General features: G+C 55.1%; 16 protein-coding genes. 6 read left to right on the top strand and 10 right to left on the bottom strand.

Annotated features, from left to right (window positions below; translation table 11 throughout):
* Positions 1-26 precede the first annotated feature (26 nt).
* Both repC and M2418_RS17965 read left to right on the top strand, forming a co-directional pair.
* Positions 27-1,295 (top strand): plasmid replication protein RepC, encoded by a 1,269-nt coding sequence (gene repC / locus M2418_RS17970; protein ID WP_259148282.1) that lies wholly within the window; start codon positions 27-29, stop codon positions 1,293-1,295.
* Between the two features lie 1,136 nt (positions 1,296-2,431).
* Entirely contained in the window at positions 2,432-5,284 is a 2,853-nt protein-coding gene (locus M2418_RS17965) for a M16 family metallopeptidase (protein ID WP_405049447.1), read from the top strand.
* A 145-nt stretch (positions 5,285-5,429) separates the two neighbouring features.
* Here M2418_RS17965 and M2418_RS17960 read toward each other — a convergent pair whose 3' ends face one another.
* The gene (locus tag M2418_RS17960; RefSeq protein WP_259148280.1) at positions 5,430-5,981 is read right to left on the bottom strand and encodes an NADPH-dependent FMN reductase; all 552 of its coding nucleotides are present in this window, start codon (positions 5,979-5,981) and stop codon (positions 5,430-5,432) included.
* A 75-nt stretch (positions 5,982-6,056) separates the two neighbouring features.
* On the opposite strand from M2418_RS17960, the gene M2418_RS17955 reads away from it, so the two are divergent.
* Entirely contained in the window at positions 6,057-6,476 is a 420-nt protein-coding gene (locus M2418_RS17955; RefSeq protein WP_259148278.1) for a hypothetical protein, read from the top strand.
* A 19-nt stretch (positions 6,477-6,495) separates the two neighbouring features.
* Here M2418_RS17955 and M2418_RS17950 read toward each other — a convergent pair whose 3' ends face one another.
* The gene (locus tag M2418_RS17950; protein WP_259148270.1) at positions 6,496-7,638 is read right to left on the bottom strand and encodes a site-specific integrase; all 1,143 of its coding nucleotides are present in this window, start codon (positions 7,636-7,638) and stop codon (positions 6,496-6,498) included.
* Positions 7,639-8,090: 452 nt separating this feature from the next.
* Positions 8,091-8,963, bottom strand: coding sequence for a D-alanyl-D-alanine carboxypeptidase family protein (locus M2418_RS17945; protein ID WP_259148268.1), 873 nt, complete (start codon positions 8,961-8,963; stop codon positions 8,091-8,093).
* Positions 8,964-10,316: 1,353 nt separating this feature from the next.
* Between M2418_RS17945 and M2418_RS17940 the strand changes: the two genes are divergently transcribed.
* Positions 10,317-11,456: an RHE_PE00001 family protein gene (locus tag M2418_RS17940; RefSeq protein WP_259148267.1), complete on the top strand. Its 1,140-nt coding sequence runs from the start codon at positions 10,317-10,319 to the stop codon at positions 11,454-11,456.
* A gap of 281 nt (positions 11,457-11,737) precedes the next feature.
* Here M2418_RS17940 and M2418_RS17935 read toward each other — a convergent pair whose 3' ends face one another.
* The 7 genes from M2418_RS17935 to M2418_RS17905 all read right to left on the bottom strand — a co-directional run bounded on the left by M2418_RS17935 (position 11,738) and on the right by M2418_RS17905 (position 21,668).
* Complete coding sequence (locus M2418_RS17935) at positions 11,738-12,808, bottom strand: DUF4238 domain-containing protein (protein WP_259148265.1); 1,071 nt, start codon at positions 12,806-12,808, stop codon at positions 11,738-11,740.
* Positions 12,805-14,715, bottom strand: coding sequence for a hypothetical protein (locus tag M2418_RS17930; protein ID WP_259148263.1), 1,911 nt, complete (start codon positions 14,713-14,715; stop codon positions 12,805-12,807). The genes M2418_RS17935 and M2418_RS17930 overlap by 4 nt, the downstream gene beginning before the upstream one ends.
* Positions 14,715-15,242 (bottom strand): ABC-three component system middle component 2, encoded by a 528-nt coding sequence (locus tag M2418_RS17925; RefSeq protein ID WP_259148261.1) that lies wholly within the window; start codon positions 15,240-15,242, stop codon positions 14,715-14,717. Before M2418_RS17925 ends, M2418_RS17930 begins: the two co-directional genes overlap by 1 nt.
* A complete protein-coding gene (locus M2418_RS17920; RefSeq protein WP_259148259.1) occupies positions 15,230-16,333 on the bottom strand; it encodes an ABC-three component system protein in 1,104 nt (367 codons plus the stop codon). The genes M2418_RS17925 and M2418_RS17920 overlap by 13 nt, the downstream gene beginning before the upstream one ends.
* Positions 16,334-16,583: 250 nt before the next feature.
* Positions 16,584-17,645: a hypothetical protein gene (locus tag M2418_RS17915; protein WP_259148257.1), complete on the bottom strand. Its 1,062-nt coding sequence runs from the start codon at positions 17,643-17,645 to the stop codon at positions 16,584-16,586.
* A gap of 75 nt (positions 17,646-17,720) precedes the next feature.
* Positions 17,721-19,673, bottom strand: coding sequence for a UvrD-helicase domain-containing protein (locus M2418_RS17910; RefSeq protein WP_259148255.1), 1,953 nt, complete (start codon positions 19,671-19,673; stop codon positions 17,721-17,723).
* Entirely contained in the window at positions 19,674-21,668 is a 1,995-nt protein-coding gene (locus tag M2418_RS17905) for an ATP-dependent endonuclease (protein WP_259148253.1), read from the bottom strand. It abuts the gene before it with no gap.
* 155 nt (positions 21,669-21,823) lie between these two features.
* Between M2418_RS17905 and M2418_RS17900 the strand changes: the two genes are divergently transcribed.
* Together M2418_RS17900 and M2418_RS17895 are read left to right on the top strand one after the other, a co-directional pair.
* A complete protein-coding gene (locus tag M2418_RS17900) occupies positions 21,824-23,239 on the top strand; it encodes a hypothetical protein (protein ID WP_259148251.1) in 1,416 nt (471 codons plus the stop codon).
* 174 nt (positions 23,240-23,413) lie between these two features.
* Complete coding sequence (locus tag M2418_RS17895) at positions 23,414-24,595, top strand: reverse transcriptase family protein (protein WP_259148249.1); 1,182 nt, start codon at positions 23,414-23,416, stop codon at positions 24,593-24,595.
* Positions 24,596-24,715: the final 120 nt, after the last annotated feature.

Raw genomic sequence — 24,715 nt, 5'->3', positions numbered from 1 at the left:
GATCTTGCGATCGCAGCGGGTAAGCTATGACTGAAGCTTCTGCAGTAGCGTCCTTTAGACGCGTCACTCCTGGGATCGTTGCGAGCGCCCGATTGGCGATGGCAAATGACGTTCCAGACACCACAAAATCCGAAATCGCCCTGCTTTTGAAAAAGGCAGCGCCGGTGCTTGGCATTGATGGAACAACCTATCATGTGATGGATATCCTGCTTGGCCTGTCGCGTGCTGACGACTGGAAGGGTTCAGGTCGGCCGATCGTCGCCATATCCAATGCAAAGCTGGCGGAATACACCATGCGTTCGGAACGCACGGTTATCAGATGCATTCGTCGGCTGGTCGAAGCAGGCATAGCCGCTTACCGCGACAGTTCAACAGGCCGCCGTTTTGTTTATCGCAACGATCAAGGCGAGGTTGTCGCTGGATTTGGCATCGACTTCACGCCGGCGCGTGTAAGAGTTGAAGAGCTGACGCAGGCCGTCACCCGTTACCAGCAGCGACTGGCAATTGAACTTGCGGCAAAGCGCGACATCGCCAGGCTTTCGCGGGCCATTGAGGATATGTGCGTCGCATTTCCCGACGAAACAATCGATGTTCGTGCCGAGCTTGCGGCCATTAGCCTCCTAAAGGTCGATATTGTGGCAAGAGCAAAAGAGACTCAATTGCTGCATGATAGGGTAGTGGAAAGCCTCCCATCCGAGCATATTCCTTTTAATATGACATCCGAGGGTGACATCAGCGTCACTCCTATTATTAATACAACCCTAGAATCTCCACCTGGAAGTAAGAAACAAAAGACACGCTCTAACGAGCGCGAACATAATTCAAACAACGACCGCTACGCGGCCGATTTAGCTTTTGAAAAAAAGCTTTCGGCAAATCCAGCAGTTGAGCAAGAAACTTTTGGTGTGGCCCAGCGGGATGTTGATGCCGTTCAAGGTGAAATTCTTGGCTCCGTATCTGTGGGACTGCTCCAAGCCGCCTGCCCCGAAGCGCAAGCGATGATAGGTACCCAATTCGACTCCTGGGCGACACTTTCTCGTTCGGGTGAGGTGTTGCGGCGAATGATTGGACTGTCAGAAGCAGGTTGGGCGGACGGCAAACAGAAGGTTGGCTCCTATGCTGCCGCGGCAATTCTCGCCACAGTGCTCGAAAAATCCATTCGTGATCCCGAACAAATCAGCAAACCCGGTGGTTATTTCCGAGCGATGATCGATCGTGCCCTTGAAGGGAAACTGAATCTGGAGCGCAGTCTGTTTGGCCTGGCCGATAACCGATACGGCAAAACTCAGAAGTAACAGCTGTAACTTTTGAGGGCTGTGTAAAAACACCGATGTTGCACTCCCCTTCCCGGCTCAGGTTTGAACTTGATATCGGGAGGAACTGGGGCAGCATCCGGATCGATGGTCAGCAGAAGAGTCACATGTCGTTCAACTCGATTGCATGCTTGAAGGGAGGATCTTGAGCAATCAAGAAATGAAATAATTCTCGGCTGAACTGTGTGTGAGTTACAGAGGGCTGAAGGAAGAGGTCGTTTAAAACTTTGTCGCGGTGATCATAGGGTAAGTGGTGCCCTGTCAAGGTTTTGCGCTAGCTCCTGGATGCCTCACCCGGCAGCGAGTGAGCGGAGGAAAAGTTACAGCTGTTACTTTTCCCATGCGTGCCTTTCGGATGCGACTTACCCGAGACCTCACCGCGCTCATGTTTGAAATGGAGGGCACTTGCCCGACCGCCACTCGAAACGAGTACAACGGAAAGATTTTGCCTGGGCTCTCGCTGCGCATTACTCTCGTATGACCATTGTGAATGACTGCAGTGCCCTACCCTGCTTTCGCGTCTCCTTCTCCCTTGTTATACTTGATGAGCAAATGAGCTAGCGATCTCATCGATGCCGCAGCATCGCAACGGAAACCTGAAGAGTGCTAAAAGGACCGTCGAAAAAAGCACACTCGATAAACCCTTTGTCGCTTTTGATCCTTGAAATTTTGGTACCAGCGTCACTCATTGCTTGCGGTCTAGCGAATGCTTTAATACGTGACAATGAGACCGTTGGCTGGAATAAGGACCACGTGGTGATCTTCACCAATTCCGGCAATATTCCGCGTCGGCTTGATAGACGGCAAGACGACCTGGCTGCTTATGCTGGAACCGCATTGATAAGGGCATGATGCTGGAAAATGCCTATTCCCCTGCCCTCGCCTGCGCCAGCAATTCAGTACGGAAATTTCCTTCTATCTCTCTCTCGGGCATATGTTAGACGCCGAGTTTCCTTTCCAAATCCAAGCATGTTTACGCTCAGCGGAAACACGATGGTGAGATTGAAGTCGCCGAAGCCTCATATTCAACACTTCGCTATCTCAGAATATGTGCTTGAAGCGGAACACTCGCTTCGAGAAATTCCCTCGCATATCAATGACAACCTGCCGGAACACTGATGTTTTTCAAATGTATAACAAACTCCGCCCGCCAGACGCTTATTGCGCTTGCGACAATTTCCATAGGCATTGGCTTGGCAATGCCGGTTCGGGCCGAGAATGTCGCCACGTCCTGGCCGCAGGCTCAGAGTGATCTCGCAGCAGATCCCGATGTCCAGTTTGGCGTGCTTGCAAACGGTATGCGATTTGCCATCAAGCGCAATACTACACCACCAAATCAAGCGGCGATCCGCTTTCGTATTGGTTCCGGCTCCCTTGACGAGAATGATAATCAGCAGGGTCTCGCCCACTTTCTTGAGCACATGGCCTTCAAAGGCTCAACAAATGTAGGCGAAGACGAGATGGTGCGTATGCTCCAGCGCAAGGGTCTGGCATTCGGGCCGGATACCAATGCGCACACGTCCTATAGCGAGACGGTCTATTCGCTCGATCTGCCGCAGGTCGACGCCGATACGATTTCGACCGGTTTGAAACTGATGCGTGAAACCGCGAGCGAGTTGAAGCTGAATGCTGCTGCCTTTGACCGGGAACGTGGCGTTATTCTTTCTGAAGAAAGGCTGCGCGATACGCCGCAGTACCGTACTGGTGTGAGTGTTCTCAATTCTTTGCTCGAAGGCCAGCGCGTTACGATGCGCTCGCCAATTGGCAAAACCGAGATCATTCGTAATGCGCCCGTCGATCTGCTGCGAGAATATTATACTGCCAATTATCGTCCTGATAACGCGACCTTGATCGTCGTTGGCGATGTTGATCCCGCAGCTCTGGAGGCCGAAATCCGTGAGCGTTTCAGTGACTGGAAAGCCAGTGGGCCAGAACAACCGGCACCTGATCTTGGTACTTTGAAAAGCAAAGGTGAAACGGTCAATGTCGTTGCGCTTCCGGGAAATATGACGCGCGTGCAGATTGCCTGGACACGTCCATTCGACACGACGAAAGATTCTGTGGCCAAGCGCCGCGATGATCTTATCGAAGATCTTGGCTTTCTGGTTTTGCAACGTCGTCTGAGTGTCATGGCGAGTAGAGCTGATGCGCCCTTCATCAGCGCGAATGCCGGTACGCAAGGCCTGCTGAAATCTGCCCGACTTGCGGTGGTTTCCGCCAGTTCTGAACCCGACAAATGGCAGGCCGCGCTTTCTGCGATAGATCAGGAGCAACGCCGTATTCAGGAGTTTGGTGTCACAGAAGCTGAACTGCAGCGTGAGATTGTTGAGTTCCGCTCGGCCCTGCAAGCCGACGCTGCAGGTGCTGCGACACGAAATTCCACTGCCCTCGCCTCCATGCTGGCTGGTAGTGTTGATGCCGATCAGGTCTTCACATCACCGAAGGACGACCTTTCGCTTTTTGAGACTATAACCAGTGACGTTACGGTTGATGAAGTCAACGCTGCGCTGCGCACTGCATTTACCGGCAATGGTCCGCAGGTCTTGCTCCAGGCAGCAAAAGCCCCTGAAGGTGGCGAAGAAGCCGTACGATCTGCCTATAGCACAACCCGCGCCATTAGCGTTTCCGCACTCGCTGGCGCAGAAGATGTCGTTTGGCCTTACACGTCGTTTGGTGAATCGTCGGCCGTCGTGGAGCGCGAGGCCGTTGAAGATATCGGGCTGACCATGGTGCGTTTTGCCAATGGTGTGCGCCTGACCGTTAAGCCGACAAAGCTGCGGGCCAATGAAGTTCTGGTGCGCGAACATATCAGTGGTGGCAGATCGCAAATCGCGCGTGACCCCTTCCCGCCCCTGTGGGCTTCTCCGGCAGTCATACTGTCTGGCACGGAGGATCTGGATTTTGAAAACATCCAGAAAGCGTTGACTGGAAAGATTTTTGGCGTCGATTTCTCGGTTGGCGATAGTGCCGTACGGTTCGATGGGCGGACACGTACGGAAGATCTGGAGACCCAGTTACAATTGATGGCTGCCTACACATCTCGCCCAGCCTACCGCCCCGAAGTTTTCAAGCGAGTGCAGCAGGCATATCTGAGCAGCCTGGACCAATATGATGCCACCGCTGGAAGCGTTGTGCGCCGGGATTTTGCCGGCTTGGTGCACTCCAACGATCCGCGCTGGGCATTCCCGAGCCGTGAACAATTGTCGTCCGCGACGCTTGGCGATGTCGAGGCGCTGTTCAAACCGCTGGTTTCCAAGGGACCGATTGAAATCACCATCGTCGGTGATGTGACGGTTGATGACGCTATTCGCCTGACTGCCGGTACATTTGGTGCGCTTCCGCAGCGGGCAGAAACCTCACCGCAGAGCGATCAGACGGTCGTGAAGTTTCCCGATGCCAACGATAAGCCTCTGATTTCCACCCATACGGGGAGAGATGACACGGCCGCGATCAGTGTTGGCGTCCCGATCGGTGATCTTTTCTCGGACGTTCCACGTTCCTTCATCGCAGATATCTCAACCCAAATTCTGCAAAACCGGTTGATTGACCAGTTCAGAATTGCCGAGGGTGCGACTTATGGTTTGCAAGCCAGTGCTGAACTGTCGCGAGATTTACCGGGATATGGCTTCGGTTATATTTCTCTTGAGACGACGCCCGAAAAGGTTGGCAGTTTTTACACGCTGCTGGACAAGGTTGCTGCCGATCTGCGCACCAATCCCGTATCTGACGACGAACTGGCAAGGGCGCGGGAGCCCGCAGTTGAGACGCTCAAACACCAGCAGCAGACCAATGACTTCTGGGCATTTTATCTGCAGCAAGCGCAGACCGACCCACGCCGGTTGGAACTTATCCGCCACACCATGGACGGCTATGGCAAGGTAACGGCGGATCAGGTTCGTGAGTTTGCTCAGAAATATTTCCAAACGGGACACTTGTGGAAGTGGGAAGTTTTGCCTGCCGGCGTAAGGTGATGTTGAGAATGGCGGTCATTGTCGAAATGGCCGCCATTTTTTTTATGGCTGCAGCATCTGGAATGGTGTTTTGGCTGAACGCGTGCGCCGATCTTTGGTACAAATTTCTCGGGACGGAACACGCTTCTGACTGCAGTTCACAGGACTATTGTGGCGGTTGCGAGCCCAGATGATTTTGCCAGAAGGACATAAAGTCCCTCAAAAACGCTTCCACTCTTTGCCTGTTCTCCGCAACTTTCAAAATTTCCTGGATCGCTTCTGGCGTTTCCTTCATCACTGGCAGTCGGAAGAACAGCTCTTCATTGAAATTGCTGCTAATGTTGGACAGCACTTTGTGCAGAGCGACCAGCATGTCGTCACCACGATGCGACGCGTGGGCGAGAGCAATTGGCTTGCCGATGATCTGATCGCGACACACCAACCAATCAATCGCGTTCTTCAAGCCACCTGGAATGTCTCGGATATATTCCGGGCTGGAGATCAGCAGACCGTCATTGTGGGCGATCAAATGTATGAAAACTTGAACTCTGTCGGGCAGACTGGGGCATTCAAGGTCAGGTGGGAACTTCGTCAAACTCCCAATACCGTCAAAAACAGCGATAGCAATGCCATTGGGGGAGGCGGCTTTTATTGCCATTAACAGAACCGTGTCCGTGGACTCTTGGCGGGTGCCGCCGGAAATTGCGACTATGTTCATGGCCACAAAGCGTGGGGAAGTGGCCGTTGCAATTGATAGCTCGGAGTTGTCCGATCGGTAGCACTAGGGATTGGCTTGCCACTTCAGTTTGGAACCTCTTGGCATGGTGGGGGTTCGGTATACTCCAGCCCTAATTACCCGACACTATCTTGCTTCGAAAATTTTGCCGAAAAAAAGCTGCCAAGCGGCTGGCTGAGATGGAAAACCAGCGCCGAACGAAGCAAGAAAAAACGGATCCAACCCGATAAGCAGGGAGATCATATGCCAACATTTTACTTGAAAATATCAGACGGACTTGAAGTTCAAACGCCGATTGATGTCCCCAATGCGCATGAGGCTCTGAACGCCGCGTTGAATGCTTTATCGCAGTTCGCATGCAGCCATTTCCCACCGCCGGAACAGATTGTCATAACTGTAATGGATGCTGAGAAAGCGCTGATTGCGAGGATGAGTTTTTCCTTTAAGATTGAGTACGCGCCCGGTCTGGGAGTGTGACGCGAGAAATATAAATGCGTTACAGGATCCGCGCTGCACGCCCGTTTCGTCGTGTGGCATTGTTGTAGTAACTTGAAGCTTGCTGGACCGACCGATGTTTGGACTGCTCCATGGCTTCGGGCAAAGGAATACCTCTATTGGCAGCTTCGGTCAGATAGCCGGAACGCAAACCATGTGCTGAGATTTCTGTAGGATCCAGTCCGGCCATCACAGCGCGTTGTTTGATGATGGCATTGATGGACTGCGGATCAAGGGCACGCCGTGATACCGTTCCCCACCTGCCAATCGACCGGAACACACTTCCACTTTCAATTTTCGCAGCGGCCAGCCATGCATTTAATGCTTCCACCGGCAGCCCCGTGAGATAGACGATGTCATCGCTTTCGCCGCTGGTGGTTTTGGTGCGGCCAAGATGGATGGCGAGAGAGGGTAGGGAGCTGCCATCTTCCTCTGTGACAGGAGGCTCGGCGATCAATTGCTGGCAGCGCAGGGTGGCAACTTCGCTGCGGCGACGACCACCTGAGGCAAAGGCAAGCATGAGGATAGCCCGGTCACGGAGATCCCGCAGACTTTCACCTCCACACGTCTCCAGCAGTTTTGATAGCACATCAGCTGTAACAGCCTTGGCGCTTTTGCGTTTACGCATTTGTGGTGTCGCGCGAACGGCCAACCGTATGGCCGACTTAAGCGCAGGGGAGGTGAAGGCACCGCTGTTGCCGCGCCATTTTGTTAATGTCGACCATGACGCCAGTCTCCGACGTACAGTGTCCGGTGCGTGTGGGCCCGTTGCGCGCAGAAACCCTTGGTCGCGCAGACTTTGGGAAACCCGTTCCGGCATGCCATGGTCGGGATCGGCCATGCGCTTTTCCGGATCCCATAGATGGTGAGCAACAAACTTGAGAAGCAATGCCTCTGGCGTAGGCCAGGGTAGGGGGCTGCCGGTTGAAGCTAATGACCAGGCTTCGAGATAAGCGAGATCAGACGTAAGCGCCCGTAGCGTATTGTCTCCCATGCCCTGGTTGACGAGATGCCGCAAAGTTTCGACATCCTGATCCGTCAGAAGCTCTGCGAGTTCGTCGCGACGCTCGATCGGCAGAACGGCTGCAATCGTGTCGAGTTCTTCTGCTCGAAGCTGGACAGCGGTTTTTTCCGGTCGTGACATTTAGGGCTCCTGCTCCGGGTTACGCTCGCACTTTCGAGACCCATGATGAGGGTTATTTTCGACGATTTGTCATAACAGATCAACTCACCTGCGGAATGTGACGCCAAGTCTGTCACCGGTTCATTATTCAGACGAAGCTCGAATAAGCTCAACCAACCACGTGCCGCAGAGTGTTTTTCATACATTTCACCATCAGTGGAGAACATCTCGTGATCTCAGGGTCATGCTAAAGGCGTTCAATTTCGGCCGGAGAATGACCCTGTGCGCGTTTCTATGCTCTAGACAGGCAATTCCTCATCCTGGCCGTCTCTGCGTCTGTGCGGCCGAATTTGACGTTTTTTGCATGCGGCTGATGATCTTTGTTGGGCGTATAGGTGGTCTTCATGGACTAACTGGAATAGGAGCCCATGAAATGATCAACGATTGCTGGATATCTGGTGGTAATCGGTCTGCTAGTGTGAAGGCTCGTCATTTCCGACCTTCAGCATAAGGAGGTAGTCCTGATGACGATCGGCAAGGGTAGGGGACCCCAGAGTGACGGAAATGATTGAATTGCCATTTTCGAGTGTCGAGACAGCAGCAAGATTGAACACCGATGGCCACAAGGATCCGGACTTTCCACCTATGAACTGAGGGATGGAAAAATCTGGGAGTGCTTTGCGGCTCGAGCCTATGAAGACTGATCGCACGATAAGCCGCCGTGGGTTTGGCCCATTTATTTGAATTCCGTATTTCTCCAAACCCCAGACGCCACAAATCATGCTGTGCCGAAGGCACTCCAGAACGAGCAGCGACAAATCCCGAGCGGTGGAACGTTGCCCTTTGACCGCCAAGCCGTGAGCATTCAGAAAGCGCGATGACTGCATCTGCAGGCGCGCTGCGACTGAATTCATCTCATCAATGAAACTGCTCTGGGCATCCAGCGCGGAAGGCCGGATTTTTTGGCCACTGAGAAGGATTGAGCCAAGCGAACGGGCTATGAGATTGGCCGAAACGTTTGACGACGCCAGAAGAAGATTAGTCAAAGCATGTCGAACGCTTAACCGATCATCTGCGCGTAAATTGTTTCCGGATCCCTCGACAAGATCCTCTGGCAGGACTGATAGCTCCTTTGCCAGGGATATACCGTTTGCGTGACATACAGTCAGCGCGGTCACTGCCGTTAGCAGCTTGGTGATCGACGCTGGTGACACAGGTCTGTCAGCGTTTTTTTCGAACAGCGTGGTCAAGGGACTGTCGAGGCCGCCTGCTAAACGAATGCAGATTGCGCTGATGGCAGATGGACTGACATTGTCGACTACGTCCTGACGTTCGGAACTTTCCATCTCTTCCAACCACGCGCTGCGATCAAAATGCCTGCTGGGGAGCCTACACGAAGTACCATAAATGTCATTAAACGCGATTTAGGGGGACTGTCTGCTCGGCGAGTTGGATTGTGTCGTTGGTGTCGCTCGCCGGCCCTCAGTAGCGAATGCGTTCGGTGTCCACATGGGTTTAGGTGCGTCATTTCGTTTATGTGAATCTCCGCAATAATGCCGCTTGAGCGGGCAGAATGAGCCAGTTTAAACCTGTGCCCGGCATGACTAGGCCGCGAGGCTTGCTGCGGTCATATTGGTTCCCCACCTCGATTGCATTGCTTTCGTGGATGTGGCCTGCGGCAGCCTGCCGCTCGCTCAAACCGGAATGGAGAATGTCCAACCAACTGGATTGACCCGACGGGGCTGTCGTCAGCAATGCGAGGAGTGACATCGAGAGCGCCCAAAGAGGCATCTAGCGCCCAATTCGAAAGCCATGGCGAAGGCGTTGGGCCAGTCATTGGCCGGACGCTACATTGACCTTCGCGTGGTAACTGCCTGGAAATCATGTCGCAGCAACTCGGTTTCCTGAACTGGAATACCTGTAGAGCACTGCTGGAAGAGAAGATGACAGTGAGCTCGACTATCTTCGTGCACCAAGGCAGTCAGCATGAGGCTGCTCTATTTTACAAAACTGCGTTTCGCGCAAAAGTTTTGAGAAAGCCCTCATCAGGGTGAATTGATTGCGGTCGATATCATGTTGCATGGTCTGGGCGTAAGTGCGGTCGGTTCAAATCTGCTACCTGAAGCCCAGCCGTGGCGCGCTGGCCCTTTCTTTCCGAACGCGCCGGGATTGTAAGTTCGGTCACAGGGCTTGATGTGAAAAATGCCGCGTCGGTGGTTGCGGCCACAAAAGCCGCCGGCGCCACCGAACGTGATGGGCTGTAAATAGATAATGAACGCTACACGCTGGCCGTGATCTTCGATCACTTCGGGCACCTGTGGTCGATTATGGAGCGCGATAAGTCGAACGGGCGAGTGGCGGCATAATTTGTTTACATGCAGCCGGTCACGTGGTGCGACAGATTTTCCGACAAGGCGGCTGGCAGAGTTGGTTTCTAGATAATCCCTATTAGTTCTCACGGCGATGTAATCGACGTCGCCAGCTTTTGCCAAAACTCTCATGTCTCTCATCTTGAGACGGAAATTGGCAATACACAGGAGCCATTACGACGGGGAAGATGGTCGAAATCAGCAATCTGCGACTCCAGATCGTCTAGTATCGATAAGCAGTACTTATCGATGGTTAACCGCCCAACCCACAGTCATACCATGTGAGGAACACTAACTTTCCGATAGAGTTCCTATAACAAATCATTTACCATGATTTCAATGGCTTACGATCTTGCGAAAATCAGCATGACAGCGCTTTTGGAGCCGGCTTTTCGGGCGGGGATCGAACTGGCTCGTCTGGACGAGCGCATCGCCCGCTCGCCTGTCGGCGGTGGCTGGATCGAGCGATCCCAATTCACCGACGCCTGCGCCTCGCTGTGGATCGACGGCGAACTCGTCCATCTCGAAGACCTCGTCCTCCATGATGACACCCGCGATATTCGCACACCCACCCACGAGCTGACAATCGCCCGCGACGTTCTGCGCAGCCGCCGGCGCATTGCCGCCCATCTCCCCGGCTGGGCGTTATCGGCAGAGGGTATCCGAACTTTGCGACAGACGTGGGACATCAATCCGGTCGGCGCGGAGGTGGAGGAGCCGGCCGGCGTCGTTCGGCCAGCGGTCGCCATCGATCCGGAAGGGGAGGGGGACGATGGTGATGACGCGGAGAATTTACCCGGCGTCGACTATGCCGCCATCGATGCGCTGCTCGCCCGATCGGACGCGGCGATCGAAAGTGCTACTCGGCCAAGCCGTGCCGGCGCGCGAGAAAAAGATCCGTTGGTCTATGATCTCGACTGGGACGAGGATTCCAGGCTCGACGAATGGCGGGGCGTGGTGCGCCAGGCGGAAAACTTGCCAGCGATGCTCCAGGCCATCGTCGTCCTGGATGCCTGGAACGAGCTGTCCGTCCTTCAGCACGCGCCCTGGCTTGGCCGGCTACTGGCCGCCTCGATCTTGCGCCAGGCCGGCGTTACCACCGGCGCCCATCTTGCCGCCATCAATACCGGCCTGAAAACCATTCCCGTCGACCGGCGTCGGCACCGCGATCGGGAAACCCGGCTGCTGGCCATCGCCCACGGACTGATCGCGGCCGCGGAGATCGGGCTCAAGGAGTATGACAGGCTGACGCTGGCGAAGACGATGATGGACCGAAAACTTGAAGGACGGCGAACCTCCTCAAGATTGCCGGAGCTGGTTGATCTGGTGATGGCGAAGCCGCTGGTGTCAGCCAAGATGGTGGCGAAGACGCTGGACGTCACTCCACAGGCGGCGCGGCGGATTGTTTTGGAGCTGGGTCTGCGGGAGATGACGGGGAGGGGGAGGTTTAGGGCGTGGGGAATCCTTTAGGGGAACCCATGTGCGTGCGAAGGAGCGGATGGCGCCAAACGCCGCCCAAGACACAACCTTGACTAATTAGCAACGTCGTCATGGCCAGAAATGGTTATGAAAGTAGGCTTAGGCTTGCGAGAAGCGGCTTCGGAAACGTCACGCCATGGTCGATCAGGCACCGCTGCGTCAAACGCTCCGCCCACGACGGAAAAGTCTTTGTCATGTTTCGGAGGGTGAGCGCCACGACGCCTGCGCAGACGACAATCGACCCGCTCGATCCGAGCCGGACACCAGGTGCGTCAGTCATCAAGAGATTTATTGCTCGATCGCGTCGACAATGCGGGGGCTAGCCTCAGGTCGAGAGGCTGAACCGCATCATGGTGCTGGTGTTCCGTGATTGCCGCAACGACTCGATTTCTTAAATCATCGTCCTCGAAAGATGCGATCGTCTCTGTGTAGTGAGCGACATCGAGACCCGCGTTAAAAAGGATTGTTGCTACGATAGAGGGCTCGTTGTTCGTCCCCATCCGATTTTGGATGAACGCTAGCTGCCGGTCGTTGTTACCGTATATTAGGCGGCTCGCACCCGCGACGATGTCGGCATTAACCGATGATGTAATCTTCTTGGGAGGCACTCTTCGAAGCTCCGCCAGCAGACCAGGCTTGGTTGCCGCCACAAAAAGGTTTCGCGGACCAACCGGTAGGGCGATAGTAGTCTCAGACCCAGGAAGAGCGTCCCTATGGACGATTACGGGCCGGTCAGAAACGAGCAATTCGTTCGGGGAGGCGGCCAGGTCGATCAAATCCCAGTGCATAGCCGATATGAGCGGTACAATGTCGTCCGATGACAATACCCGCATGATGTTCTGGGTCAGTCTTTCCTGGGCCTCCCGTTTGTACTCGACGAACGCCTGTTCTATTGCGCCGTGATAATCAACCGGTACGTGACGAAGAAGCATTTGCCCGATTCCACCGGCGATCCTTCTGTCGATATCCTGCACTACGCCCTTTAGAAGATTGATCTCGGTCGGCATCCGCATCAGCAAAGACATCATAAAGCGCGCCCAGGCGTCTCGTTCCGCCGGACTGGGTTGGTTTCCAGCGACCATAGCCTCAAGCGCGGTGGAGGCTCTACTATCGACTGGTGACAGAAAGCTACGTTCGACCTCGTAAGACAGCTCTCCAGCAAATCCCTCGATCGCATAGAGTCGATCGATGAAGCCCGTACCTTTGGGGTGCGTTCTCCTCGGCCGGACGATGTTCTTGTAAGGCTTGCTGAACTCGACGAGGCGCCCGTCGGTGCCCGCCCACTTCTTCAGGAAAAATACCGGGAGGAAGTGGTGCCGTAACGGTTCTTGCTTCTGCATCATCTATTTGGCGGAACGAACCCTGCCCGCAGGCCAGACCCGGCGCCGTCAGGACCAACAAACAACTGGACGTTCAACTCGTTCAAAAGATCCAATGGCGGCTCCTTATTGTCGAGCACGATCACCTGAACGGAGGGATCAGTTTTTGCCAGGCTCTCCCAAAAGCTGAGTTCTATCGCTGGAAGGATTTGATCCTTTTCGGCGACCTCGGCGGCTGTCTGACCACTCCGCTGTTTCACCGTCGTCAATGGCGAATCCAAGACAACGAACCCAGAATGGGGCGTCCCATTCTTTTTGCAATACCGAAGGATCGCGATGGTCATGGCGGCGTGCATGACAGCCCGGAATCCTTTGCCGTGTGATCGACGTAGCTTTCCGTTCACCTTGATATCATAACGGTCTTCCTGGAATTCGACACGAACGTCGTCTTTCCAGGACCACTCCTTGAGAACGCCCTCGATCTCCCGGCAAAGGTCCGTGAGGGCCATTGGGTCCAATCCTGCCCAAGTCGACTTCGTGGCAGGTTGGGACAGTTCCTGGTCGAGCCTCGCCTTCAGTTCGGCAAGCCGACTGGCCTCCAGTCGCGCAGCGCGAGCCGACTCAAGCTCGAGGCGCTTCTGCACCAATTCATTAAGTGAGTTCCGTACCGTGGCGCGGGCCGGTGCAAGAGCGCTGTCGAGCTGGTGATCGATGATTTCGAGCGCTTTAGAAGCGGTTTCCTTCTGAACCCTCCAATATTCGTCGCGCTCGACCAAGTCGCGGATAGTGGACTTCAAGTCAGCCTGCAGGCCACGAATCTTTGCAGCCTCCGCGCTTGCTGAAGCATGTACTTCTTCCGCCTTGAACTTGGCGCCTTCGGGATGATGGTGCTCCTGTCCGCCGAAAGCCTGGTCGCACATTGGGCAGACGCTTTCCTGCAGGGCGTCGTAGTAGTGCGCGCTTTCGGCGATGAAGTCGAGGCGCTGGAGATCGGATACATAGCGCTCGTCAAGAAGTCGGTATCGTGTCAGCAATCCGTCGACTGCAGCGATCTGCGTCTCGGATTTCAGGACAAGCTGGTAGTTCTCGGCCCGGCGCTGACGGAGGCGAGATCGCTGACCCGTATTCGCAGCCAAGGCGTCGGACAAGGATCCGATCGTATCTTCGAGCTGGTCGATGGAGCGGTCCTCCTCGCTCTCGACGCGGTCCTTAAGGCGCTCGTTCAACGGCGCAAGCAATTCGTCGATCAAGTCGCGCTGGGCCTGAATGCGTGCGGAAACGGTCTCCCTCGACTCGCGCTGCACGATACCCCGATCGTCCTTCCCGGTCAGAACGTACGAGAACATCCGCTTTTCGGGTGTCTGCGAGAACCCGCTGCGAAGGATTGGAGAACCTTCCGTAATGATCGATTCTTCGTCAACCAGAACGATGGGAAGCAGCGTTCGGATCGATAGCCGCTGCGTCTCGCCGTCGGCATTGGCGCGCACCATTACGTTCTCCGGCATGCCGAACAACGGGAAGACCTTCGATGTCACATCGGGCTGAACCGACTTGCCCTGCCGGCTCCATAGGAGTTTTTCCGCATCCCCTGGCACCAATGCCTGATCATTCGGATTGGCACTCCTTATCTCGAGCAGGACTTCCTCGATCGTCCTAGGATAAGCTCGGACATTTCCGCCCGTGAGATGACGCTCAAGGGTCAGCGGCGCACCTCTCTCGTCCGCGAACTCCAGCCATGCCGTTCCGTAGTCTGAAGCTTCATCAATTATTTTAGTAAGCTCCTTGGCGCCCAACACGTAGTCGATCAGGCGAAGGAGATAGCTCTTCCCGGTGTCGGAGTCGCCCGTCACGACGTTCGGCCCGGGTTCGAAGCGGATGAGCGCATCTTCCAAGCCATCGCCGGTCAGGCGGATTTCGACAATCCTGGCCATCAGAGTTCGAGGTCCTTGATTGCCGACATCGTCTCGAACTCCGCTCCCCAGACGCCCACGCGATCGGTCATGAACTGCTGGAGATCGAAGTTTGAGAACTTGCCGAACTCCTCCGCGAGCCATGCCGATCGCTCGCGAAGAGCTTCGGCGTATGGGGTCTGGAGGAGCTCGACGAACGCGGTAGTTAGCTCCGTTCCTGCGAACAGGATGCCCTGGTCGCTAAGCCGCTTATCGACCAACTCGCGTGAGAACATAAGCTGGAGGCCAGCCTGCACGACGTCGCGTTTGACCACCCACTCGTTGCCTCGGTTGGGCACCGCAGGATGAAGGCTGTCGAATTCATGCGAAGCGTCGCCGGAGTGTACGAGAAGGTAATCATAGCTAATCAGCCGCTGGACGTCGTGGCTTGACGGCCGGCTAGCCGATAGGACGAAGAGAAGGCGGAAGCCGCATTCCATTGGGGTATTGAACAGACGTTGACGCTCGCGCCCAGGCGCCTCTCGAGAACTATCGCTCAGTCGCACCATGTGATTGCTCCCGAGTTGGCCAGATGATGGCAGACACCCTCGCGGTCAAGCGGAGACATGTGCTCTCGGAGAACGTGTCCGTCAATCTGCTGGATCTGGGCGGCCTTTACCGTCGCGCTCAACCGCTCGTAGCCACTAGGCGCAGGCTCGGAGTAGGTGAAGTACAGACCCGTTTCGAAACGTTCGAGCAGATCGTCAAAATAGGCCACGTCGTCCATTTGGTCGCGTGCCAGTTCCTTAAGGCCCTCAGCGCTGTAGAAGGATGCGCGGGATCGAATGAAGAGGAGCGAAGATTTACCGTGCCCTGCGAAGTCCGCCTCCTTCTGAACATCTATGCCAGCCATTTCTCCGATGACGCCGTAGAGCTGCCGGATATATCCTTGTTCACTCCGAGAGATTACAGAAGGCGGTGGCGCCGGCTTCGGCCTGTCGATAAGCGGGCCGCCGAAGACAAACTTGTGGTACTTAGTCTGCGCATGCTCTCCGAGGATCTCTAGCGGCTGCTTCACGCGGACGAATGAAAAGTCCATGGCCTGGACGAACTCTAAGAACTTGCCTTCCAACGCAATCGTCTGCTTCGAGATGATGTTGCCCGCGCAATACTCGCTCCAGTGCTTGACGAGGTAGGCGCCGAGTTTGTTGTGATCGATCAGGTCCTGGAGATCGTTTGTCACGCCTTTGCGTGTCACCAACCAGTACTGCCTGGGGGGTGAAAAATCACCGCGCCACGCGAAGTATAGGACCTTGCCCAATTCGGCTACGGCCTTTCCCGCGCCCAGAGCCGTGCTGTAGCGCTTGCATTGGTACAGATGCCAGTAACGATCGGGAGAACCCGACTCTCCGAACCAGACAACCACGTCACGGCCTTTGTCACCGGAACCACCTCTTTGCTGGACCTCCGTCACGCTTGGCACTTTTTTGGCAAGATAATCGTCCGCCCATTCGAGTACGAAGCGCTCGAAATCGTCGGCGCTGAAGAGAGCCAGGCGATCTATTGGCTTGATCGGCTGCCCCACGGCAGGCGCGAGCAGTCGAGCGTTGACGCCCGCCCACTTAGTTGGTTTATCAAGTTCTTGGAATTCTTCGCCCACAATCGACTCTGGATGGAGTTCAACCTCCAGTGTTCTCGCATGGTGCCGTCGAAACGGCAAGCGAGCCTAAGTATTACTCGGCGGTTTCGCGGGATTGAACCATGCCGGTATGGAGGTTATCGCATTGGCATTTGGCTTTGGCAGTCCATACGCGCATCGGCATCATTTCCGGAAAACGGCTCGGAATTTGCCCGACTGAATTCCGCGCTCGGTTTCGGTGGCTTTATGATTTGGTGACAATGGCAGTGGCTTACTCGTAGGGCAGTTCGCCGAAAAGGCCGATCATCAAATCGTCGTTCAGCCTTGTGAACGGAATTTCGACGTGTTGGCTAGGGTGTCTCGGCTTGGCCGGGCCGTCTTTTGGCGCATTACGAGTGTGACCTTTTACATGCTCACCATTTTCCTTGATGAACGGAAGAATGACAAGCCGCCCGTGGTTAGCCGAGACGATGGTCCCCTCAGCCCATAGGGTACTTTTGTCTTCAGTCTGACTTCCACCGGTCGTCTTTACCTGCCAACCAAGCTGCCCTTGTTCCTCATACCAGAAGACCACGCAATTGCAGACGAGAACCTTCTCGCCTCGTGCAAGTGCTTCGTCCAGTAGTCTGCGAACACTGGCGAGCTGCAGCAGCTTGTTTGCTCGGGGAAGTAGTATCCGACGGATCTCTGCTTTGACTTCGCCCCAATGATCGGTCGGGTTCAAGCCAAACCCGGATGCGATCTTTGACCGCTCAATAAGGAGAGCACCCCTTTTGGACAGGACGCCGTCGATTACATCCCAGACGCCTTTGTAGGACTTGATCATCGCAGTCCGGGCGCTCGGAGCGCCGATCCGGATTCCTGTGACATACGGGAATTCCGCCAGCGCCGCAGCAAGTGCGGCCCGATACTTCTCGGCTTTCGGTTTCAATATCAGCTCGTCCGCTCTGGGAGCTGGCAGAGTCGCATTTCGGCGCCTGGCCTCAGCCAGCATGAGTGCTTCCTCTGATCGCAGGCGCTCCTTCGCCTGAAGAGCTTTCGAAGCCTTCAGCTGAAATGAGCGCCGCAGATGCTCTTCCATCGGTTTTTGTTTGAGGTCGACCGCAAGCTCGGCGTTTACACGCGCGCTCTCGGATGCCGCAATGTTTCCATCCGTATAGCGATCAACTCGCACGCCTCCCGTCGGCGACGGAATTCTTCTTTCACGCCATCTAGGAACGCCGTTCCTATTGACCGCGAGTTCCTCCATAAACCATGCGCCGCTGTACGGTTCGTAAGCAGGCCAGATGGCTAGGATCATATCAAAATCTCGTTTGCTATCGCCCCATTTCATATCGACATCGACCTCGCTTTTCTAGAATTCGTGCCGCCCCGACGGATGTCCCGACAACTCGCTAACGTCTGGCGATCAGACCGCATGAGCAGGGCACTCCCGAACTGTCCATCCTCTGGCGACGAGCTGCCCCCGTTCGTTCGCCGAGAAAACGTCCGACCGCATAGCGAGGCAAAGGAGCTGTGCGGGCCGTGTCATCGCCACGTAGTGAAGCTTCAGGCGCCCCTGGATCCGACTGCCCTCAGCTCCTTTGCCCGCCTTTCCGCCTAATATCCACGGTTTGAGAGCACTCAGGTGATGGTCATGAAAGAAGGAATCCAGAACCAGAGTCGCGGTGTGCGTCTCCCCTTTAACTGAGTGGATGGAGCCAAGACGGATTTTGACTTTGGGATCTACGGCTGGATAAGCAAAGATGTTTGAGGCGACATTGGGCGAGCCAACAGGAAGGTCGTCGAGCTGCTTCCATTCCAAAAACTCGAGAAAATCGCTCGCGCCTAGGGCTTTGCCCACCGTTTCCTCGGCAATGACCCGCAGTATCACGCCAACAAAGTCCTTCCATAGCGGAGGACTAATCGAGCCCACATTCATGATTAGAAAATCGAGAACTTGCCTGTAGCGAACAAGAGCCTCTCCGCTCAGGGCTGTAAGAAGGAACGCGTGCGGATTCCGAGGCTTCATCTCTGAAAAATCATGATCGGCCCGGCGCAAGAGCTCCAGCATGCCTTGGGCGACCGCACGGGCAACGGGTTGGGAAACCCGAGTGCGTTGCGCCTCTCTATAGCCGGACAGAAGGAACTGGCTGAAGGTCGATGGATAAGCCTCTCGACCTGAAATATCCGGGTCATAGGCTGGAGCGTAGTGCCCCATCCACCGCGGTATCCGGTCATCTTCGCCGCGTTTGTGCACCCCCGCAACGGCGGTGAACACGCCGACCGAAAGCTCCTGTTCTGAAAAGGTCTCCCTCAAAAGGGAACCGTACTCTGGAAGCACTGATCGCACCGAACCGTCGTCGAAGAGGAGTATCGTTGGCGGATGGTGCGGTCCGCGTCCGAGACCGACCAGACCTTGTGGTGTCAAACCAAACGGGTTCGCCAAATTTGCAATGCGTCCACCGAACCGGAAACTGTTCGGCAAATCGGCTCGAAAGGCGCCAGGGAAGGTGTCGGTGGCGGCGCCCGTTGTTATTGCGGCAGACTGATAGATCGCCTGGTTGGAATCGCCAAACCGCTGGCGACGGCATGGGTCGCCGCCTTGCATGAAAACCCGGTGGAGCAGCGATGATTGGCTTTCGTCGTTATCTTGCACCTCATCGATGAAGAGCATCGGAAAGCGGGTACGAAGAGAGACTGTCGCGCTCGGCTGCTCATCTAGAAGCATTCCCGCCCAGATAAAGAGTTCGTCATAGCAGAAATAGCCCTCGCGAGAGCTCTCTTCGCAGATGGTGCGCACCGCTGCGTAGGTCGGCGTGTGCTCCCCAAGCGTTGACATCTTACCTCCGCCGAAATCGGCGCGGCTGTAGCGAAGAAAAGAGCGGCCATCGCCATTATTTTTTCTGTCCAAGAAGCTCTTCGTTGCTCGTGGGACCTTGGCCCAACGCCGGCTCAAAGCGATGTCCGTGTCGATCATCTTGATCGGGTTGTTCTTTGAACGAAGGTAGGGGATCGCAAGAAACTCGTTTGCGAACCCGTGTATCGTCCCGATATAGTGGGGATATTGAAGGAGAGCAGCTCCTTCGGGGCATGCGCTCAACCGGTTCGCGATCTCGTCACGAGCCGCATTCGTATGGGAAAGCACGCACATTCCCGAGCGCGACCAACGCCATCGACGCGCCATGATCGCCAGCTTTGCCACCAGCAAAGTGGTTTTGCCGCTTCCAGGGCAGGCCTCTACATCGACACTATCCGTTCGTCTAAGAACAGCCATGCGTGGATCCGTCCCGTCCAGACCTGTAAACGCATGTTTCGGCAGCCCCATAACGCCACAGACCCAATCGACATCATCGACACTGATATTCGGAGGGATGAACACTTACGCTGCTCCCTCGAATGGTGACGTTACGTGCTCCACGGCGTTCAAAAGATAGGACGGGAGCAACCCTCTCAGTCCGTCCGGTGTTAGATTGCCTTTTGCCACGGCGTCAGCGAGAATGCTTGCCAGATACTGGGCCGCAATGGCTTTCGAAACACCATCTTTTGCGAAGCGCGCATACACTTTCGAGCAAAGCTGCTCTTTCGATGGGACTGATCCGGTTATATTGCTTAAGTCGCTTTTTGCCTGTGCGACTTCGGCGTCAAAAGTCTGAGGGGCGGCGAGGAGCGCATCGTCGTTATCGGCCAGATGTGCCGCGATCCAAACATATTCGCTGAGACCGGAGAAGGCTAAATCATACTCCAGCGTCCATTCATTGGCGACAAAGGTTCGAACGCGCTGCCCGCTCGCCCGCGCTTCTATGGCGAGACGTCGTTGCGCGAGCCCTTCTCCAGGAAAATCCCGCTTGGCTCTCCACTTCCGCTTCGATCCTTGAAGCGGAGGGAAGGGGTCTTCTTCCTTCAAGATACCAACCAGCCACGGTGCGCAGTCAGGCATCACATCCATGTCCGTTATACAGCTCACAGGGATGCCGATCTCTCCGTCGACCTCCGGATTCGAGCGTTGTAAGATTCGCGCGAACCGTCCCAAGCCCGTACCCTTCACGTCAATCAAGGAGACCCCGTAGCGCTCGAGGTTCCGGCCCAACAGATCCGCTAGTGTTGGAACAAGTATATTCTCTGCCGGCCCTTCGACCACGATGACGCCGCGAGCAAAAAAGAGGTTTGATTTTGTGACGTCGAGATATCGCTCTAGGAACGGATAGTCGGAATCCGTCAGAAGAGTTTTCCCCTTTGCCAGAAGGAATGCCTTACGATCTTTCAGGAGAGAAATGTTCTGAAGGCTTATTTCTGACGCGAGGTTGGGGCTGTGGGTGGTGACAATGATCTGGATCCTCTGCCCATCCGGTCGAAGCTTTTCGACTTGGCTTTGCAGGAAATCCATCAATCGCAATTGCCGCTGCGGGTGAAGGTGAGCCTCTGGTTCTTCGATGATCAGCAGCGGGAATCCATCCTGCTCGCCGGCGAGAAGCAGGAGTTCGCACGCCATGAACAATATATTGTTGGAACCGAGCCCCCTGCCTAGCGAACCATCCGTAACTCCTGGAGCGTTCGCGATGATATCGAGCTTTTCCAGAACCTGTCTAAGGCGGGCACTGTCTTCGCCATTTCCGTTGACGGAAATGTGGGCCGTCAGCTTGTCCGTCACGAAGGATAACGGCTCCAAAAAGTCGACATCGAGCCGCGCTTTCGTTTTCTTAATCCCCTCATTCTCTTGGAAATGATGGTTCGTGTAATCGGCAAGACCGAGAAGGCTCAGGGTTCTCGGGTCCAGCCCTTCCAACGCATCTTTGTCGAAGGGTGCTCCTTCCGCCGTGATTTCACGCGTGTTCTGCAAGATCTGAGCTAGTCGGGACCCTCGGCCGGCTGAGAGCGCCCGTTCAGCATCCCGTAGTGGGCGCAGATAGGTCGCTGTGAGCAACGCCCGCGCGCCTGGATCGATCACCGGGCCTTCGCCGTCAATTCCCGACCGCCACTCAGTAGCATTATAGCGTCGAGATCCGCCGGGCGCTTCTTGGCGCTTGGCAATCCAGTTGACCTGAAAGAGGGGAGCGCCACCGTTTGAAGGATAGGATAAGTGCTCAACGAAAGCCCCGCGATCGGAGGGGGTGAGATCGGAAAATGTGCAGCAGATCCTGATTTGTTCGGCTCGAGTGCCATCTGCTATTGAGAAATGGAAGTCAGAGGGCTGCACCCGCAAGTATTCCTGATCTCTCGTGCCAAGCACCATGCGAATTGCGTCGACAATTGCGGTCTTGCCGGCATCGTTTTCGCCGACAAGCGCGGTAATCCCGTTGTTCAATTCGAGAACGAGCGCATTCGCTCCCACTCCGAAATGGCGAAAATTAGAGATTTCAAGCTTTGAAAGGAACATGCGACTCACCCCAACAGCCTAAAGCTGACAGGTCGCGCCGGCGAGTCAACCTGAGCGAGCAGATAAATGTTTAAGTTCACGGCGGCGGCGTGGGCTAGCAGCTCTGTTACTCTAAAAATTTAATCGTAGCCCACAGCACGCGCGAGTTATGTATCATGGCACGCGCCTCAGTATCCACCCTTTACAAAATGGTTAACACTCCTCATTTTGAACTGCAATTGTCGCTCGCCCGCACGGCTGAGCCGGTGCTCGGCCAACCCGAGACATTGGGCCAATGGTTGATCGTCGCTGGAGGGATCTTTATGCAAACTACCTTACGCATGGAACTCCATCCGCTCGTCGGCGACTGGCTTACCAATTTTGACAATGCGGGCGATCAAGCGGTGGCAAGATCGCTTCTCGACCAGTTGAAGCTTGTTTCAGCCCGAGAGTTTGAAACACAGCTCACCAAACAATTATCCAAACTGCAAGCCAAGCTCGGGGAAAGGATAGCAGTCTACCCGGTGCGTACTCCACAGCCAAAGGGCGTGATCGGAAACCGTCAGTTCTATGGCTCGGTGGTCGACAGTAGCGCAGCGTCGCGAGATGCGAACCGGCGAAGGCAGTATGGTAGCGAAGATCGTGTGGGCCATACACTTCAAAAGCTGCAAGCTGCCACGAAGCAGCCTTCAGGTAGCTCCCTTATCGAATGCGAGCCCACGATCACGCAACTTAAAACCCAAGGTATCAAACACGTTGTGTTGGTCGATGACGTTTCAGGAAGTGGCGAACGAATTTTGAAGTATTGGAAGAATGAGATGCCGAAAAGCATCAAAAGCCTCCTTTCGTTGAAAAAGCTCAATCTCTGGATCGTGCTTTACGCGATCACACCGGCGGCCCGACATGCAATACAAGTCGCGCTCCCTCATTTCCCAATCGAGGAAAACCTTCTCAGTACTCTCCCACCGTCGGACTTCAACAGGTTATTGACACCGAAGATGGTGGACCTGTGTGACGAATATCCAAGGAATACGCGGGTAGCTGGGCCGCTCGGGTATAAGAATGTCTTTTGTCCGATTGTTTTCGAGCACGGGTGCCCGAACAATGTGCCGCCAATTTTTTGGTTACAGGTGAAAAACTGGCGGCCTCTATTCCCTGGACAATGGGTGCCTGAAGCGCTGCGGGAGTATTTTGATGGCGGATCCCAAGCCCGAGAAATCGAACAGCTCTGGAATGTGAATCAACCCAGTTTGGCGCTTTCACTGATTAACAGCCTTGAAAGTGGGAAGGGTATGACGGACGACCAGAGGCGAGTGATGATTTTCCTTGGTATGCGTTTGAGGGGGAGCGCGCAGGACCAGATCCTGTCGCGCATCCTCCTCAATGCGGACGAGCGTGAGAGCCTGTTGCGAATGGCAGACGAGTATCAATTATATGATGCAGCCACACAACAGGTCACGCAATTGGGGCGTGATTGCGTAACTGCTTATGCAAGAAAATTTCGTCGCCGCATCCCTCGAGGCAAGGTTGCAAAGGAACCTTCTCTCTATTATCCTTCCCAATGTGAAGGGAAATTCCGGAGGTTGGCATAACTGCCAGGTAACACTGGTGGGACCGTGCGGGTTTCGATCCGTGCAATGGGACTCGGAGTCCGATGTCCTGGAAATAGCTTCTTTGAGTACGAGATGGATGATCGCTCCAGACATGTTTTGCTCGTATCTCACTGCTCGACCGACCATCCACCGCGGCGCGCGTGGTGATAGCAATTGACGGCTTTTTCTCTTCACGACTATCTAAGGGTCCTGCGCGTCGAAGGCGCTCCGAGTGATTACATCGAAGCGGTTCGTCGTAACGCTCGACCATTGGCCACCCGCGGTCTTCCCGTGCTGCTAACGCTGGGTCACCTTTCCTTCGTTACGAACATCGACTACCGCTATCTGAACGCAGTAGTGAGACGCACGGTCGATCCTTATCGAGTTTTCTCGATCACCAAGCGGTCCGGCGGGAAGCGCTACATCGTCGTTGCCGATCCAAAGTTAGCCATCGTTCAATCCTGGATTCATCGGCACATCCTGACAGCGTCCGCGGCTCTACAAACGATATCGAGTGCTGCAACTGCGTATGTTCCAGAAAGCAGCCATATCGCAAATGCGTCGAAACACCAGAACGCACCATGGGTTATCAAAGTCGACGTGGCGCGTTTCTTTGAATCCATCTCTGAGCGCCAAGTCTACCACGTTTTTCGCGGGCTGGGTTACCGAGCATTGGTGGCCTTCGCGTTGACCAGGCTTTGCACGCGTGTGTTGGAGACGAAGGACTTTCGTGCCAGAAAAAAGAGTAGGTGGGCAAAGCGAACAGTTTCTCCTGACCGGCCATTAGGGGTTGGTCATCTGCCACAAGGGGCGGCGACAAGCCCAATGCTCGCAAATCTCGTCTGCCGGAACCTAGACAGCTTACTGAGCAAGATCGCTGACGATCGCAATTTGGTCTATACAAGGTACGCTGACGATATCACCATGAGCGGTGAATTCGCAGGCCGAAAGGACGCAGAAAACACAATCAGCGACATAGCTCATTCGCTCGGAAATGTAGGGTTCAGTGCCAACCATCAAAAAACAACTGTCGCGAAAACCGGTGGAAGGAAAATCGTCACCGGCATCTCCATCGAAGGCGACATACTTCGCGTCCCGCGATCCTACAAAGACAAGCTTCGCCAGCATCTGTACTACATAGAGAAGTTTGGGCTCGCCGAGCACTGCACCCGGATTGGACAAGGAAACCATCTCGCCTTCCTGCTCCGCCTCGCGGGACAGATCCGCTATGTCAAACGTGTTGAACCTCTATTGGGCGCTGAAATGCTTAACCGCTTGCGGTTGGCGGTGCCAGAGCTCAATGCGATAGAAGGCCTCGTATCTGAGGCTTACGATACCGGCACCAGCTCTTCTTAGGGTTCGAAGACGGTCAATGCCGCCTCGCCAAAAAACTGAGGAAGAAACGAACGTCAACAGCGAATGGCGTTAGCCTCTCCCGTTGTGCCGCGAATAGCCCACGCTATCAACCATGATCTG

Origin of the sequence: Rhizobium sp. BIGb0125 (genome assembly GCF_024810055.1) — a bacterium.
Taxonomy (GTDB): domain Bacteria; phylum Pseudomonadota; class Alphaproteobacteria; order Rhizobiales; family Rhizobiaceae; genus Agrobacterium.
This window is presented reverse-complemented; position numbering and strand designations above follow the sequence as displayed.

What these genes read in the sequence shown, in the direction of transcription:
- repC (WP_259148282.1), top strand. Translation starts at nt 27, where the DNA reads ATGACTGAAGCTTCTGCAGTAGCGTCCTTTAGACGCGTCACTCCTGGG.
- M2418_RS17965 (WP_405049447.1), top strand. Translation starts at nt 2,432, where the DNA reads ATGTTTTTCAAATGTATAACAAACTCCGCCCGCCAGACGCTTATTGCG.
- M2418_RS17960 (WP_259148280.1), bottom strand. Translation starts at nt 5,981, where the DNA reads ATGAACATAGTCGCAATTTCCGGCGGCACCCGCCAAGAGTCCACGGAC.
- M2418_RS17950 (WP_259148270.1), bottom strand. Translation starts at nt 7,638, where the DNA reads ATGTCACGACCGGAAAAAACCGCTGTCCAGCTTCGAGCAGAAGAACTC.
- M2418_RS17945 (WP_259148268.1), bottom strand. Translation starts at nt 8,963, where the DNA reads ATGGAAAGTTCCGAACGTCAGGACGTAGTCGACAATGTCAGTCCATCT.
- M2418_RS17940 (WP_259148267.1), top strand. Translation starts at nt 10,317, where the DNA reads ATGATTTCAATGGCTTACGATCTTGCGAAAATCAGCATGACAGCGCTT.
- M2418_RS17935 (WP_259148265.1), bottom strand. Translation starts at nt 12,808, where the DNA reads ATGATGCAGAAGCAAGAACCGTTACGGCACCACTTCCTCCCGGTATTT.
- M2418_RS17930 (WP_259148263.1), bottom strand. Translation starts at nt 14,715, where the DNA reads ATGGCCAGGATTGTCGAAATCCGCCTGACCGGCGATGGCTTGGAAGAT.
- M2418_RS17925 (WP_259148261.1), bottom strand. Translation starts at nt 15,242, where the DNA reads ATGGTGCGACTGAGCGATAGTTCTCGAGAGGCGCCTGGGCGCGAGCGT.
- M2418_RS17915 (WP_259148257.1), bottom strand. Translation starts at nt 17,645, where the DNA reads ATGAAATGGGGCGATAGCAAACGAGATTTTGATATGATCCTAGCCATC.
- M2418_RS17905 (WP_259148253.1), bottom strand. Translation starts at nt 21,668, where the DNA reads ATGTTCCTTTCAAAGCTTGAAATCTCTAATTTTCGCCATTTCGGAGTG.
- M2418_RS17900 (WP_259148251.1), top strand. Translation starts at nt 21,824, where the DNA reads ATGGCACGCGCCTCAGTATCCACCCTTTACAAAATGGTTAACACTCCT.